At 68.0% G+C, this 13,658-nt stretch carries 13 protein-coding genes; 5 read left to right on the plus strand and 8 right to left on the minus strand.

Annotation, left to right across the window (positions count from 1 at the left end; all coding sequences use genetic code 11):
• The first annotated feature begins 101 nt into the window (after nucleotides 1–101).
• Entirely contained in the window at nucleotides 102–1,196 is a 1,095-nt protein-coding gene (locus IPV08_RS09840; RefSeq protein ID WP_207411717.1) for an NAD(P)/FAD-dependent oxidoreductase, read from the plus strand.
• Between the two features lie 646 nt (nucleotides 1,197–1,842).
• Here the strand turns inward: IPV08_RS09840 and IPV08_RS09845 are convergent.
• The 5 genes from IPV08_RS09845 to IPV08_RS09865 form a co-directional block, all read right to left on the minus strand.
• Nucleotides 1,843–2,565, minus strand: a complete 723-nt coding sequence (locus IPV08_RS09845; protein WP_207411745.1) for an FAD-binding oxidoreductase — start codon at nucleotides 2,563–2,565, stop codon at nucleotides 1,843–1,845.
• Nucleotides 2,558–3,163 (minus strand): sulfite oxidase-like oxidoreductase, encoded by a 606-nt coding sequence (locus IPV08_RS09850; protein WP_207411718.1) that lies wholly within the window; start codon nucleotides 3,161–3,163, stop codon nucleotides 2,558–2,560. The genes IPV08_RS09845 and IPV08_RS09850 overlap by 8 nt, the downstream gene beginning before the upstream one ends.
• 58 nt (nucleotides 3,164–3,221) lie before the next feature.
• Complete coding sequence (locus IPV08_RS09855; protein WP_207411719.1) at nucleotides 3,222–4,715, minus strand: HWE histidine kinase domain-containing protein; 1,494 nt, start codon at nucleotides 4,713–4,715, stop codon at nucleotides 3,222–3,224.
• 337 nt (nucleotides 4,716–5,052) lie between these two features.
• Nucleotides 5,053–5,352 (minus strand): hypothetical protein, encoded by a 300-nt coding sequence (locus IPV08_RS09860; RefSeq protein WP_207411720.1) that lies wholly within the window; start codon nucleotides 5,350–5,352, stop codon nucleotides 5,053–5,055.
• Nucleotides 5,353–5,572: 220 nt separating this feature from the next.
• Nucleotides 5,573–6,475: a LysR substrate-binding domain-containing protein gene (locus IPV08_RS09865; protein WP_207411721.1), complete on the minus strand. Its 903-nt coding sequence runs from the start codon at nucleotides 6,473–6,475 to the stop codon at nucleotides 5,573–5,575.
• Nucleotides 6,476–6,589: 114 nt separating this feature from the next.
• On the opposite strand from IPV08_RS09865, the gene IPV08_RS09870 reads away from it, so the two are divergent.
• From IPV08_RS09870 to IPV08_RS09885, 4 genes are all read left to right on the plus strand, one after another.
• Nucleotides 6,590–6,976 carry a tautomerase family protein gene (locus IPV08_RS09870; protein ID WP_207411722.1) on the plus strand — a complete coding sequence of 129 codons (387 nt, stop codon included), beginning with the start codon at nucleotides 6,590–6,592 and terminating at the stop codon, nucleotides 6,974–6,976.
• A gap of 209 nt (nucleotides 6,977–7,185) precedes the next feature.
• Nucleotides 7,186–8,295: a glycosyltransferase gene (locus tag IPV08_RS09875; protein ID WP_207411723.1), complete on the plus strand. Its 1,110-nt coding sequence runs from the start codon at nucleotides 7,186–7,188 to the stop codon at nucleotides 8,293–8,295.
• Nucleotides 8,288–9,403, plus strand: a complete 1,116-nt coding sequence (locus tag IPV08_RS09880; protein WP_207411724.1) for a glycosyltransferase — start codon at nucleotides 8,288–8,290, stop codon at nucleotides 9,401–9,403. The genes IPV08_RS09875 and IPV08_RS09880 overlap by 8 nt, the downstream gene beginning before the upstream one ends.
• Complete coding sequence (locus tag IPV08_RS09885) at nucleotides 9,400–10,476, plus strand: glycosyltransferase (RefSeq protein ID WP_207411725.1); 1,077 nt, start codon at nucleotides 9,400–9,402, stop codon at nucleotides 10,474–10,476. The genes IPV08_RS09880 and IPV08_RS09885 overlap by 4 nt, the downstream gene beginning before the upstream one ends.
• A 210-nt stretch (nucleotides 10,477–10,686) precedes the next feature.
• Here IPV08_RS09885 and IPV08_RS09890 read toward each other — a convergent pair whose 3' ends face one another.
• The 3 genes from IPV08_RS09890 to IPV08_RS09900 all read right to left on the minus strand — a co-directional run bounded on the left by IPV08_RS09890 (nucleotide 10,687) and on the right by IPV08_RS09900 (nucleotide 13,424).
• Entirely contained in the window at nucleotides 10,687–11,535 is an 849-nt protein-coding gene (locus tag IPV08_RS09890; protein ID WP_207411726.1) for a galactosyltransferase-related protein, read from the minus strand.
• The gene (locus tag IPV08_RS09895; RefSeq protein WP_207411727.1) at nucleotides 11,532–12,278 is read right to left on the minus strand and encodes a PIG-L family deacetylase; all 747 of its coding nucleotides are present in this window, start codon (nucleotides 12,276–12,278) and stop codon (nucleotides 11,532–11,534) included. The genes IPV08_RS09890 and IPV08_RS09895 overlap by 4 nt, the downstream gene beginning before the upstream one ends.
• A 243-nt stretch (nucleotides 12,279–12,521) precedes the next feature.
• Entirely contained in the window at nucleotides 12,522–13,424 is a 903-nt protein-coding gene (locus IPV08_RS09900) for a LysR family transcriptional regulator (protein ID WP_207411728.1), read from the minus strand.
• Nucleotides 13,425–13,658 lie beyond the last annotated feature (234 nt).

Genomic DNA, 13,658 nt, shown 5'->3' on the forward strand with positions numbered 1-13,658 from the left:
CTGGGGCCTTTCGAGAAGCCCCATCCCCGTCGTGACCCGGGACCTGCTAAGGGAGGCCCTGGTGCATGGGGCCAAAGAAGACTGTCAGGCAGGAACCTTAGATGGACGTGCTCGTCATCGGCGCAGGAATCGTCGGCCTCGCGGTGGCGCGGGCCCTCGGCCGGCGCGGGCATTCCGTCATCGTCGCCGAGGCCGAAGGGGCCGTCGGGACCGGCGTGTCGTCGCGCAGTTCCGAAGTCATCCATGGCGGCATGTACTATCCCGCGGGCTCCTTGCGGGCGCGTCACTGCACGCGTGGCCGCCGGATGCTCTACGAGTTCTGCCGGAGCCACGGCGTGCCCCATGCGCGTCCGGGCAAGCTCATCGTCGCCACCTCCGAGCCCGAGCGGGCCGCCTTGGAGGGAATCGCCGAACGCGGTCGGGCCAATGGCGTCGAGGGCCTCGCCTTCATCGAGGGCCGGGAGGCCCGCGCCCTGGAGCCGAACCTCGCCTGCGTCGCGGCATTGCATTCGCCCGAGACCGGCATCGTCGACAGTCATGCCCTGATGCTCGCCCTGCAGGGGGATATCGAGGATGCCGGCGGGGCCATCGCCTTCCATAGTCAGGTCGGCGCGATCCGGCGCGAGTCCGGGGGCTGGCAGGTCGAGGTCTGCGGCGAGGACTTGTCCTTCGACGCCGTCGTCAATGCCGCCGGCCTCGGCGCGCAGGCCGTGGCGCGGGCGGTCGAGCCCTATCCGGGCGAGCGCATCCCGAGGCAGGTCCTCGCCAAGGGCAGCTATTTCGGATGCCTCGGCCGTCCGGCCTTCTCGCGGCTGATCTATCCCGCGCCCATGGAAGGCGGGCTCGGCATCCATCTCACCCTCGACCTCGCCGGTCGGATGCGCTTCGGGCCGGATGTGGAGTGGGTTGACGCGCCGGACTACGCGGTCGATCCGGCCCGCACCGAAATCTTCGCCCATGCCATCCGGCGCTATTGGCCGGGACTGGCTAAGGATGCGCTGACGCCGGATTACGCCGGTATCCGCCCTAAACTCACCGGGCGGGGCGAGGCGGCGGCGGATTTCCTCATCGACGGGCCGGCCGAGCACGGCCTGCCGCACCTCGTCCACCTGTTCGGAATCGAGAGCCCCGGCCTCACATCGAGCCTGTCGCTTGCCGAGGAGGTGGCGGATCGGCTGGTCGGGTCCGAGCCGTGAGGGCTACCGGATTCCCACATCTCCCCGCTGGCTTTTCCTTCATCTGAGAGGGTTCAACCCGAAGCGCGACGTGCTCCCTCTCCTGGAAAGCAGGGCGATCGCATATAGCACCACGCCGTCATTCCAGGTCGCCACAGGCGAGCCTGGAATCCAGAGCCGCCGACAGTGTAAAGTCCTGCACCACTTGTGTTTCTGGATCCCGGGCTCCGCTGCGCGGACCCGGGATGACGGGGTGGTGCCAGCGGGTTTCTGACAGGCAAATCGGCATATGCGATCGCCCTGCCTGGAAGGAGAGGGCTGGGTTGAGGTGCGGTCCATCTCCGGAGAGGTCACACACCTCACCCTGTCCCTCTCCTTCCAGGAGAGGGGACCCGCGTCTCCTGTGGGATGTGTGACTATCGTAGGCCTGAGGACGGGGCGTCGGCCCGTTGACACTTCTGCTGGGCGCGCAATCGTCCTGAGATGCAGTGTCGGGCTTCACGCCCTAGCGCGCATGGTCCTGAAAGACCTCGAGCCATGACCGATATCCAATTCGTCGCCTTTGTGGTGACCCCGCTCCTGGCCCTCGCCGTCGGTGGGGTCGTGGCATTGTGGGCGCGCCATTGGGCGTAGGGCGCCCCCGGCCCGCCAGCGTTTGCCTGTCCGCTCAACCGCCGAAACGTTCGGTCCTGATGCGTCCCGGTTCCAATCCGGCATCGAGGAGCAGGTCCGCCGCGTTGCCGACGAAGGCGTTTCCGCCACAGATATAGACGTGGCGCGGAGCCCCGAGCTTGCCCAACGCTTCGCCGATCATCGCCCCATCGATCCGGCGGCCACCGGCGCGCGTCAGATTGAGCATCAGGTCGAAATGCGCCTCGTCACGGGCGCGGACAGCCAGTTCCTCCGCGGCGATCGCCTCATCCGCCTCTCGCACCGAGTAGAGCAGCAGGGCGGGCACCTGAGGCGCCGCCGCCGCGCGGTGGCGCAGCATCGCCAGCAGCGGCACCACGCCGGACCCGCCGCCGACGAGGAGGAGGGGGCCGCCATCCTCCGGGCGCCAGACGAACGAGCCGCCGATGGGGCCGCGCAGCTCGATCGTATCGCCGATCTCCGCCACGGAATCGAAGAAGCCCGAGACCTCGCCTTCGGGCAGGCCCTCGATCATCAGTTCGATGGTTCCGTCCGTGCCCGGCGCCGAGGCGATGGAGTAGCTGCGCTGGGCCTGGTAGCCGTCGGGGGCCGTCAGGCGCACGTCCACATGCTGTCCGGCCAGCATCGGCCGGTCGAAAGCAGTCCGGAACCGGTAGCTCTTCACCCGCCGCGTCACCGGCTTGATGGCGAGGAGGGTGGCTTGTTGCCAGGGGAGGGGCCGCGCGGCGGGATCAATCACCGGTGAAGCGCTGCTCACGCCAGGGATCGCCGTACATGTGATAGCCGCGCAGCTCCCAGAAGCCGCCCTCGTCCTTCTTGGTGAAGCGCAGGCCTTTCACCCATTTGGCGCTCTTCCAGAAATACAGGTGCGGCACCAAGAGCCGGGCCGGGCCGCCATGGTCGGGTTCGATCGGCTGCCCCTCGTAATGGGTCGCCACCATGGCCTTGGGGCCGGTGAGATCGGCGACCGGCACGTTGGTGGTGTAATCGTCGTAGCCCTCGGCGAGCAGGTATTCCGTCGGTGCCGAGATCCCCGCCGCCGCGAGGATGTCGTCGATGCTGACGCCCTCCCAGCCGGTGTCGAACTTCGACCATTTCGTCACGCAGTGGATGTCGCCGCGCCAGGAGGTCCGGGGCAGGGCGGAGAACTCGTCCCAATTCCAGCTCTTGATGGGCCGCGAGCCCTCACGCAGGGTGAAGCTCCAGCTGTCCATGTCGATGCGCGGGTTCGGACCGATCTGCAGAACCGGGAAGTCCTGTTCGAGATACTGGCCCGGCGGAAGCCGCTCCTGCGTCGCCTCAGGTGGCCGTCGTCCCGTGAAACCGCGTGTGGCCATGCTCGTCTCCGTCGTCGCGCTTGCCGTGCGACTTCCTTCGAGCTTCAGAACCAGCGGGTCAAGCGGAGCCCGGAGACTCGCCCTCATCCTGCGGATGTCCCGGCAGGATGCCTTCGGCCACGAAGAGAATACCCTCCGGCCGGTACGAGATCTTCGCCGTGCCGTCGATCTCCTGTGCCAGAGCCCGCTCGATCAGCCGCGATCCGAAGCCCTTTCGTGTCGGCACGGCCACCGGAGGACCGCCTGTCTCCTGCCAGAGAACGCGGAAGGAAAAGGACGCCGTGTCGTCGAGGAGGCTCCAGGACAGCCGGACCAGGCCGGTATCGTTGGACAAGGCCCCGTATTTGACCGCGTTGGTGGCGAGTTCGTGCAGCGCCATGGCGAGCGCCAGGGCACCGCGCGGCGGCAGCCTGATCTCGCCGCCCTCGACATGCACGCGCTCCCGCCCCTTGCTCTGGAACGGGGCGAGGGCGCGTTCGGCGATGTCTGCGATGGAGGCGCTGTCCCAGGCCTCCTCGGTCAGCACATCGTTCGCCGCGGCAAGCGACACCACCCGGGCTTCGAGGGACCGGCCCGCCTCTTCCAGGGTGGGGGCGGTTCGCAGGGTCTGGCGGATGATCGACTGAATCAGGGTGAGGGTGTTCTTCACCCGATGGGTCAATTCGCCGGCGAGGAGCGAGCGATGCTCTTCCGCGTGTTTGCGTGCGGTGATGTCGAGGGACACCCCGGCCATGCTGACGGGCGTTCCATCGGGACGGTAGACGGTCTGCCCGCGGATATGGACCCAGCGCAGGTCACCGGACGGCGTGACGACCCGGTACTCGATATCGTAATCGATGTTCTGCTCGATGGATCGGCGCATCTGCGCCTTCATCCGTTCGCGGTCGCCGGGATGGATCGCAGCGCTCATCTCGCCGTAGCTGAATGGCTCGTCGGGATCCCGGCCGAAATTCGCCCGGAAGTGGTCGGACGTCTCCAACGTCATCGCGACGAGATCGAGGCTCCATGAGCCGATCTGGCCGGCGGTGAGCGCGAAGCGCAGATTCGTCTCGCTGCGGCGAAGCGCGACGGTGCGGCGCTCCACCTCGGCCTCCAGCGCGTCGTGGTCGCTCTGCAACCGGACCAGACGGTCCTTCTCCAAGGTCACGTCGTATTGCGAGGCGAAGAAATACGCGACCTTGCGTTGGGAATCGAAGACCGGCGCGATCAGGAGACGGTTCCAGAAGACCTCTCCGTTCTTGCGATGGTTGAGCAGGTCGATCTCGATCGGAACCGCTCTGTCGATGGCGTCGCGAATGCGGGCAACGGCCGCCGGATCAGTCTTCGGGCCCTGAAGGAACCGGCAGTTCCGGCCGAGGATCTCGTCGCGGGAGTAGCCGGTGGCGCGCTCGAAAGCGGCATTCACGAAAACGATGGGGATGTCCGGCAGGTTCGGGTCGGCGATGACCATCGGCATCCGCGTGGCCCGGAGGGCCGCGGCGAAAGGGTCCGGTCCGTCGACGGTGCGGGCGATCTCCGAGGCGATCCGCTCCTGTTCGGAAAACCGGATCACGATACGGCGCCCAGGATGGTCCAATGTCTCACGCGTTGCCTCGACCTAGAATCCGACCCGTGCGCGATGAAGCGATTCGGACATTATTCGTTGTACGCGCGAGCTAAGCTTAAGCAAGGCTTCATCTCGACTTATCTGACAGCTTTCTCGTGAAGAGTTCCCTGGCCGTTATTTCGCCTTGATTTGTGTATGTTTACATACAGAACACCGGGTCCTTTGGCTGAAGCGGTGCTTTTTGACGAAATCGACCCTTTCAGACGCCGGGACGCTGCCCAGAACGCGGAACGCCCGCCGCGGTCGAACCGGGCGGGCGTCCTGACGATCGGTGAAAGGACGTTCAGCAGCCTTTGGCGGCATCCGCGGCCGTGGGCTTGCCGTCCTGCTGCTTCGCGACGTCCGGGGCCGAGGTCGCGGTGTTGGCACCGACATTGTTCATGGCGCCGACCGTACCGGGCGACTCGGCCTTTGCGCCGGGGCTGACATTGCCGGTCGCGCCGGGATCGACCTTCGAGCTCTTGTCGTTCATGGCCGCCTTCCCATCCGCCGTGGAGCCGGGGGCACAGGGAGCGGCGAGAGCCATGGCGGAGCTGAGCATCACGATGGCGCCGGCGCCGATGAGCTTGGAAATCTGTCGCATCTGTTCCTCCAGGAAGTATTTCTCAGGTCGTAATGGATGGCATGCGTCATTCGTTCCAATATTTTTCCGGATTGTCCCGCATCTATAAGGACAAAATTGCAGGTCATGCGTAACGTCAGCCACCATTTCCTGCAGCGCTCTGACGGTTGTTTCGAGAATTGTTTTGCGCTGCACAAAAGCCGGTTCCGTTAATGCTTTAGGGCTCGAAACCATAGTCGAATCATGCTGTTATCTGGTGATTCTTGACGTCTATCGTATCGGTCAGAACCTCGCGCAGAAGACTTGCCAGGCGTTCTACCGCCGGAGTTTTTACCGCCGGCGCCGTGAGCAGCCGCAACGAGAGGGAGGGCAGAGGCGGCAGGCCCGCGTCCAAGGGATCGAGCGCCTCGAGGGACACAGGCAGGCCATGGGGCGTGCGCACGGTCAGGCCGAGCCCAGCCGAGACAGCCGCCCACAGGCCCGCGAGCCCCGGACTGCTGAACGAGATCCGCCAGGGAATACAGGCCGCGTCGAGCGCTTCGAGGGCCGCGTGCCGGAAGATGCAGGGCGATCCGAACAGGATCAGCGGGAGTGGACGGTCCGCGCTCTGTGCGATGCCGTGGCGTGGCCCGATCCAGGCCATCGGCAGGGTTCCGATGACGGTGCCATCCCGCTCGACGCCATCCTCGTCCCAGAGGAGCGCGAGGTCGAGCTCCCCGGCCTCCAGGCAGGGTCGCAGGATGGCGTTTCGATCCACATGGGCGTCGATCCTGACGCCGGGATGCAGGCGCGCGAAACGTCCGAGCGTCTCCGGCAACCAGGTCTCGGCGAAATCCTGGGGCAGGCCGATGCGAACGCTGCCCGTGAGGGCTGGCGAGCCGAGGGCGCTCACGGCGGCATCGTTCAGGTCGAGCAGCCTGCGAGCATAGCCCAGCATCATCTCGCCCGCCTCGGTGAGGACGAGCCCGCGCCCGTGCTTCTGCACGAGTTGCTGGCCGACCTGATCTTCGAGCTTGCGCAATTGCAGGCTGATCGCGGAAGGCGAACGGCCGAGACGCGAGGCGGCCTTGGCGAAGCTGCCGAGATCGATCCCGATCACGAAGGACCGCAACACGTCCATATCGAGGTTGACCGGTAGGACCATTGAGGTTTTCCGAACGGATGCTTCAGAATTACGAGATTTTCCAAACCATCTTGAGGGGTCACCATCCGACCGTCAATCGCGGAGCGTCCGCGATCCGAAGGGGAGGAAGACCTGATGCCATTCGTGAATGTGAAGATCGCCGGTCCGGCCATCGCTGTGGAGCAGTTCGACAGCCTGCATCGCGGCGTGACGGAGCTGATGGCCGGGGTGCTCGGCAAGAACGCCGACCTGACGTCGGTGCTGGTGGAAGAGGTGCCGCCGCAGGGATGGCAGGTGGGAGCCCGGCCGCTGGGCTGCGCCGCCCATATTCAGGCAGCCGTGACGGCGGGCACCAACGATGCCGAACAGAAGGCCCGCTTCATCGCGGAGGCCAATGCCCTACTGCATCGGGTGCTGGGGGATGGGTTGCCGCTGGCGACCTATGTGGTGGTCCAGGAAATCGCGGCCGAGGCGTGGGGCTATGACGGCCTGACCCAGGAGCACCGGCGGCTGGCGCGCTGAGATTCGGCGGGCCGGATGGTACAGGTTCGGACAATCGGCATATTGCCGAGGTCGTTCGGGCGACGTTCACCTGTGTCATCCTAGATGAGCACGGTAGAGGCCTTTGCCGGCCTTACTGTCGCGTCGAACGGGACCGTGGGGGCATTCCAGTGTCCGTCGGCCGCGTCACTCGCGGCGTAGGACACTCGAGAAGTGATGTCTGCAGCCCCGTGAAGATCGCCCTGCTCGCCCACCTCAAATATCCCATCGCCCAGCCCTTCTCGGGAGGGCTCGAGATGCACACGCATCTGCTCGCGAGCACCCTGCGTGCCCGCGGGCACAGCGTGACGCTCTACGCCTCCGAAGGGTCGGATGCGCGCGGATGCCTGAAGGCGGTCTGCCCGCCCACCGGCAGCGCCGTCGACGACGAATCCGCCCTGCGGATCGACCGCGCCGAGCTCGCCGCCTACGAGGCGATGGTGGCGGATGTGGCGCGCGGCGACTTCGACATCATCCACAACAACAGCCTGCATTACCTGCCGTTGCTGCGCGCCCGCGACCTCGGCGCGCCGATGGTGACGGCGTTGCACACGCCGCCCTTCGAACCCTTCGTGCGCGGCGTGAAGGCGCGGGCGGACGACATGACCTTCGCCGCCGTTTCGGAATCCCTGGCACGCGAGTGGCTGCCGCTCATTGACGAGCCGCTGGTGATCGGCAACGGCATCGATCTCGACGCCTTCGCCTATTCGCCCATCCCCAAGGGCGAGCCCCATGCGATCTGGATGGGACGCCTCGTCCCCGAGAAGGGGCCGCATCTGGCCATCGATGCAGCCCGTGTCGCCGGCATCCCCCTGAAATTCGCCGGCCCGCAGAGCAACCGCGCCTATTGGGACGCCGAGATCGCGCCCCGCCTCGGCCCGGACATCACCTATCTCGGCCATCTCGGCCATGCCGAACTCGCCCGCCGCGTCGGCGAGGCCCATGTGGCCCTGTGTACGCCGCGCTGGGAGGAGCCGTTCGGCCTCGTGCTGGCGGAGTTCCTGGCTTGCGGCACGCCGGTCGCGGCCTTCGCGCGCGGCGCCATCCCCGACATCCTGGACGAGACGTCGGGCGTTCTCGCCGTCGCCGACGATCCGGTGGATCTCGGCCGTGCGCTCGCCCGTGCCATCCGCCTCGACCGGCACGATTGCCGCCGCCGGGCCGAGCACCTGTTCGACGCCGACACCATGACCGACCGCTACGAGGCGATGTACCATGCCGAAATCCGCCGCTGGTCGACCCCCGTCTCCGTCCGTCCGGTCCCGGCCGGCGCTCGCGCATCGCTTCTCGACAATGCGTAACAGCCCGCTCTCCCTCGGCCGGGCCGTCGTCTGCGTCCCCGCCCGCAACGAAGCCGAGGTGATGCCGCGCCTCGTCCGCTCCCTCGACCGGCAGATCGGGTCGGGCGACGGCGCGCTGCTGCGGGTCGTGATCCTGGCCAATAACTGCACCGACGAAACGGTGTCTCTGATCCGCGAGATGGAGCGCAACGGCGAGACGCGCCATCTCGATCTCCGGGTGATCGAAGCCGTGGTGCCGCGCGAGGTGGCCCATGTGGGTACCGCGCGCCGGATGGCGCTCGATGCGGGGGCCGACTGGCTGGATTCCGACGGCGTCGAGGATGCCGTGCTCCTCAGCACCGATGCCGACGCCGTCGCCGCCCCAGGCTGGGCCCGCGCCAATCTCGCGGCCCTGGAGCATTCCGAACTCGTTGGCGGCCGCCTCGTCATCGAGACGGAGGAGAGCGAGAACCGGGACCCGGAGATCCACGCGCTCCATCGCCGGATCGAACAATACTGGGTCGCGGTGCGCGCCCTCGAAGAGGCCATCGATCCCCCCGCCCACGATCCGGCGCCCCGCCACGGCGACCATGTTGCGGCGAGCCTCGCACTGCGTGCCGCGCTCTACCGCGAGGTCGGCGGGTTGCCCGCGATTCCCTGCGGTGAGGACAACGCCCTGGTCGCCAAGGTCCGCCTCGCGGGCGGCCGCGTGCGCCATTGCCCCCATGTCTCGATCTCGGTGTCCGATCGTGGCACCGGCCGGGTCACCGGCGGGATGGCCACCGAGATGGCTCGCCGCGCCCGCGTCGTCGCCGGTGAGGAAGAGTATCGCCTTCCGCCCGCCAGCCATTGGCTGGCCGTGATCGAGCGCCAGCGCGCGTTCCGCCTCGCCTGGAGCGCCAAGGGCGGCCCGGAAGCCGGCTTACGCGCGCTCGGCGTCTCGGCGGAGGATATCGCCGCGATCCAACCGGGGACCTGCGTCAACGCCATCGCTTTCGCGGAGCGCGTGGGAGAGCGGGTCGGCGAGATCGGGCCGGAGCCGGCCCATGTCCCCCTCGACGAGGCCATCGCGGGGCTCGACGCCCTGCTCGCCCGGCTGATCGACAGGCGCACGGCGCGCGTCGCGTGAGTGAGGCGGCGGCGCACCGGCGCCCTGTCGGCTACTATGTCCACCATCAGGGCGCCGGTCACTGGCAGCGCGCGAATCTCATCGCCGCTCGCCTGGACCGGCCCGTGACCCTCATCGGCACCCTGGCCGACATCGACACCTCGCGTGCCAACGGGGCGATCCTCGACCTCCCCGACGACCGCCTCACGGGTTTCGACGGCCAGGACGGCGAGGCGATCCGGCCGGACTGCTTTCATTATGTCCCCGTCGGGATCGACCGCATCCGCTCCCGGATGGGACTGCTCGCCGCTTGGATGGCCGAGCACGATCCGGCCCTGCTGATCGTCGACGTGTCGGTGGAGGTGACGCTCCTCGCGCGTCTCCTCTCGGTGCCGACCCTCGTGGTGAGGCTGGCCGGAAACCGCACCGACATTCCGCATCTCGAAGGCTTCCGCTCGGCGGAGCGCCTCCTCGCCTTCAACCCGCCCGAGATCGAGACGGCCGGAACGCCGGACTGGGTGCGGGCGAAGACCCTCTATGCCGGCTTCCTGGCCGATGCCCCCAAGGCGGGCGCGTCGGAAGACGGCTCCATCGCGGTGATCTACGGGCGAGGCGGGGCCGGCGGCTCGGTCTCCGACCTCGCGGCCGCCGCGCGTGCCGTGCCCGACCGGCACTGGCACGTTCTCGGTCCGGTGGAGGCCCCGACCCCCGATCTCCCGCCGAACCTGCATCTCCATGGCTGGGTCGCCGAGACCGGCCCCTATCTCGACCGCGCCGCCTTAGTGATCGGCGGCGGCGGCGACGGCGTCGTCGCGGCGGTAGCGACGCGGGCCAAGCGCTTCCTCTGCCTGCCGGAACCGCGAGCCTTCGAGGAGCAGACGGCGAAAGCGGAGGCTTTGGCGGCTCTCGGCGCGGCCATCGTCCGCACGGAATGGCCCGACGCCTCGGAATGGCCGGCATTGATTCAAGCGGGCCTCGCGCTCGATCCGGAGGTGATCGGCGGGCTGGTTCAAGCCGACGCCATCGGCCGCACGGTCGCGATCATCGAAGACGTCATTCAGGGGATCGAGCGCCGCCGCGCGCGGAGGGTTTAGTGCCTGTTTGATCTGATATTCCAAGCTCTTACCTCATCCTGAGGTGCCGCGTAGCGGCCTCGAAGGAGCCCCCCAGGGATCACATCGGCCTCTGGAGCCCTCCTTCGAGGCCTCCGCTGCGCTCTGGCACCTCAGGATGAGGTGGAGGGTGGGATAAACCGGTCCTCGACGTCCGAGAGAGAAGCCTGCACCGCTTCTGCGCGCAAACACCTAAAAAGGCCGGTCCAGCGGCACCCGCGCGGCTTCCATCTCGTCCGCGGTCGGCATGCGCAGGATCGTCGGCGCCTCGCGCCAGGTCGGCGGCAGCAAGCCCAACCGCGCGAAGGCATCGAGCCAGCCGTCCATGGGCCAGAGCCCGTGCCGGGCATGGAAGCGGGTGGCGTTGGCGATGATGTCGGCGAAATGCTGGAGCGGCGGGTCGAATGCCCCGTGATACTGGTGGTAGGCGTGGCCCCCGGCACTGAACAGGATCGGGATGCCGGCGGCATCGGCCCGGAAGGCGAGGTCGGTATCCTCGGCGCCGTAGCCGTCGAAGGCTTCGTCGAACCCGCCGATCCGGTCGAAGGTCGCGGCTCGGACGCCGAAGGCGAGGGACCAGAACAGGCCGGGATTGTCGGTGCGGGCAAGGCCTGCAGCCGGGAAGCTCCGCACCGGATGGGTATGGCCCGACGCGCGCAACCCCGCCTCGGTCCAGCCATCGTCGACGGCCCGCGCCGGCAGGTAGCTCACCTCGCAGCAGATGAGGCCGTCGGCTAGCCCGAGATCCGCGTCGAGGCTCGCGACGAGATCGCCCGAGGGAATGCAATCCACATCGAGGAAGATCAGGTGATCGCCCGAGGCGGCGTGGCGTCCGGCGTTGCGGGCGCGGGCCAGCGGCAGGCCGCCGCTCGGAAGGTCGATGCGGCGGATGGGAAAGCCGTGATCGGGGAGGGGGGCGGGGTTCGCCCCCATCTCCACCACGATGCATTCGGCCGGATGCGTTCCCCGGCCGAGGCCTTCGAGAAGGCGCGCCAGATGCGCGTCGCGGCCCTTGTTCAGGGTGATGACAGTCGCGCTCACGCGGCGTCCGCCGGCATTGCGACGAAGATCTCGTAGGGGCCGAGGAAGCGCGCGATCATCTCCGGCGCGAGGCGAAAACCCGTCGGGTCGTCGGAGATGAGGTCGGTGGTCTGCGAACGATGCGCCGCCACGGCCCTCGCCTTCGCCGCCACATGCGCGCTGACATCGACGCGGTAGCCCGACGGAGGACCGCCGACTTCCGTGCCCTGCGGCAGGGTCCAGCCCCAGACCGGATAGGCGAAGGCCTTCGTCGCGCCGAGCTTCGGCTGGGCGAGCCTCACGATGGCGGCCGCCGCCTGATGATCGCAATGGGGATCGTACGCCCAGGTCACGCAGACCGCGCCGGCCCCGCTCTCTTTGGCCACGGACGCCACCACATCCGCCGCCGCCTGCGCCTCGGGGCCGCTGCTCGGCACCCCCGCATCGGGTAGGCGCAGGAACGTGACGTTGGCGGGAGCGAGGCCGAGCGCCGCCACCGCTTCCAGCGTCTCCTCCTCGCGCAGCGCCCGCAGGCGGAGCGGCGGATAGAGGGCGGAATGGGTGTGCGACCCGCAGCCGTCACTGACGATGACGAGCCGCACCTCGCGCCCCCGCGCGCAGGCCTCGGCGATCAGGCCGCCGCATCCGAGGCTCTCGTCATCCGGATGCGGGGCGACGACGACGAGCCCGCCCCCATCGGTGAGGGCATCGAGATCCGCCACGGGGAGATTCTCGGCGGCGGTGAGAAAGGCGTCGGCATGCATGAGTGGGAATCAACCCTTCGAAAAACCCGCGACTGCACCCGGTCGCCCCATCCGTGACCCTCATCCTGAGGTGCCGCGAAGCGGCCTCGAAGGAGACCTCCAGCTCGCGCCGCGATCCCTGGAAGTCTCCTTCGAGGCCTCCGCTTCGCTGCGGCACCTCAGGATGAGGACGATGCCGGGTCAAACCCGTGCCGGTGACTGCGCATCACCTAACCTGTCGAACCGGAATGTCGCCTGAACAAGTCACGCCGCGCCGTAGCGGTCGTTGAGGCTCGCGGCGAGGCCGTCGGCGAATTTCGCGGCAGCCACGGGTAGCATCCGCCCACGCAGCTGGCCGAGAATCAGGGTCATGGGGGAGAGGTCGCGTTCGTCGATGGGCCGGCTGACGAGGCGCTGGTCATTGGGGATGCCGCTCGGCACCTGCAGGCTCACCACATCCTCGCGCAGGGCGAGGTTGCGCAGGAATTCGAGCGAGCTCGATTCGACGGCGGGGCGAAACGGCGTGCCCCGCCGCGCCAGCGCATCGTCGAGATGATGGCGGATCGCCAGCGACCGGTCGGGCAGGGCGAGCGGATGGGTGAGGCATTCGCGCAGCCGGACGGGCCCTTCCTCCTGGGCCAGGGGGTGCGAGGCGCGCATCACCACGCAGAGCGTCTGCCGGCAGGTGAACAAAGCGTGGAGATCGACCGACGGCGGCGGCTGCAGCACGAGGGCGAGGTCGGCCTCGAAGGAGACGAGAGCCGCCACCGCCTGGGCATGGTCGCGCACCTGGACCGTGAACGAGACGAGGGGAAAGCGCGCCCGGTAGGCCCGGACCTCATCCGGCACGATCTGGTTCACGAAAGCCTGGCTGCAGGCCAGCGCCACATGTCCGCGCCGCACGCCGGACAGGTCGGCGATCTGCGAGCGGACCCGCTCCATATCCGACACCTGATCCCGGATATGGCGCACCAGCAACTCGCCGGCCGCGTTCAGCCGCATGCCCTGCGCCAGCCTCTCGAAGATCGGCGTCCCCAGCTCGTATTCGAGATCCTGGATCTGCCGCGTGAGCGCCGAAGGCGCGATGTTCAGGGCCTCCGCCGCCCGGCGGATCGAGCCCCGCCGCGCTACCTCGGAAACGTAGGTCAGGGTCCGCAGATGCTTCATGGGGCCTGTTCGATCAGGGCTCTCAGCCGCGACTCGCGCTCAGGTCGATCGTCCCATCAGACCACCTCATCCTGAGGTGCCCGCGTCAGCGGGCCTCGAAGGAGGCCTCCAGATGCCGCAGCGATCCCTGAAGGGCTCCTTCGAGGCCGCTCCGCGGCACCTCAGGATGAGGTGAAGTCTTGGACAAACGACCCGAACATGCGCCTGGAGGGTGATCTCCAAGACACCGCTCCG

The sequence above is a fragment of the Methylobacterium sp. SD274 genome, assembly GCF_017355285.1.
In the GTDB taxonomy this organism is placed as follows: Bacteria; Pseudomonadota; Alphaproteobacteria; order Rhizobiales; family Beijerinckiaceae; genus Methylobacterium.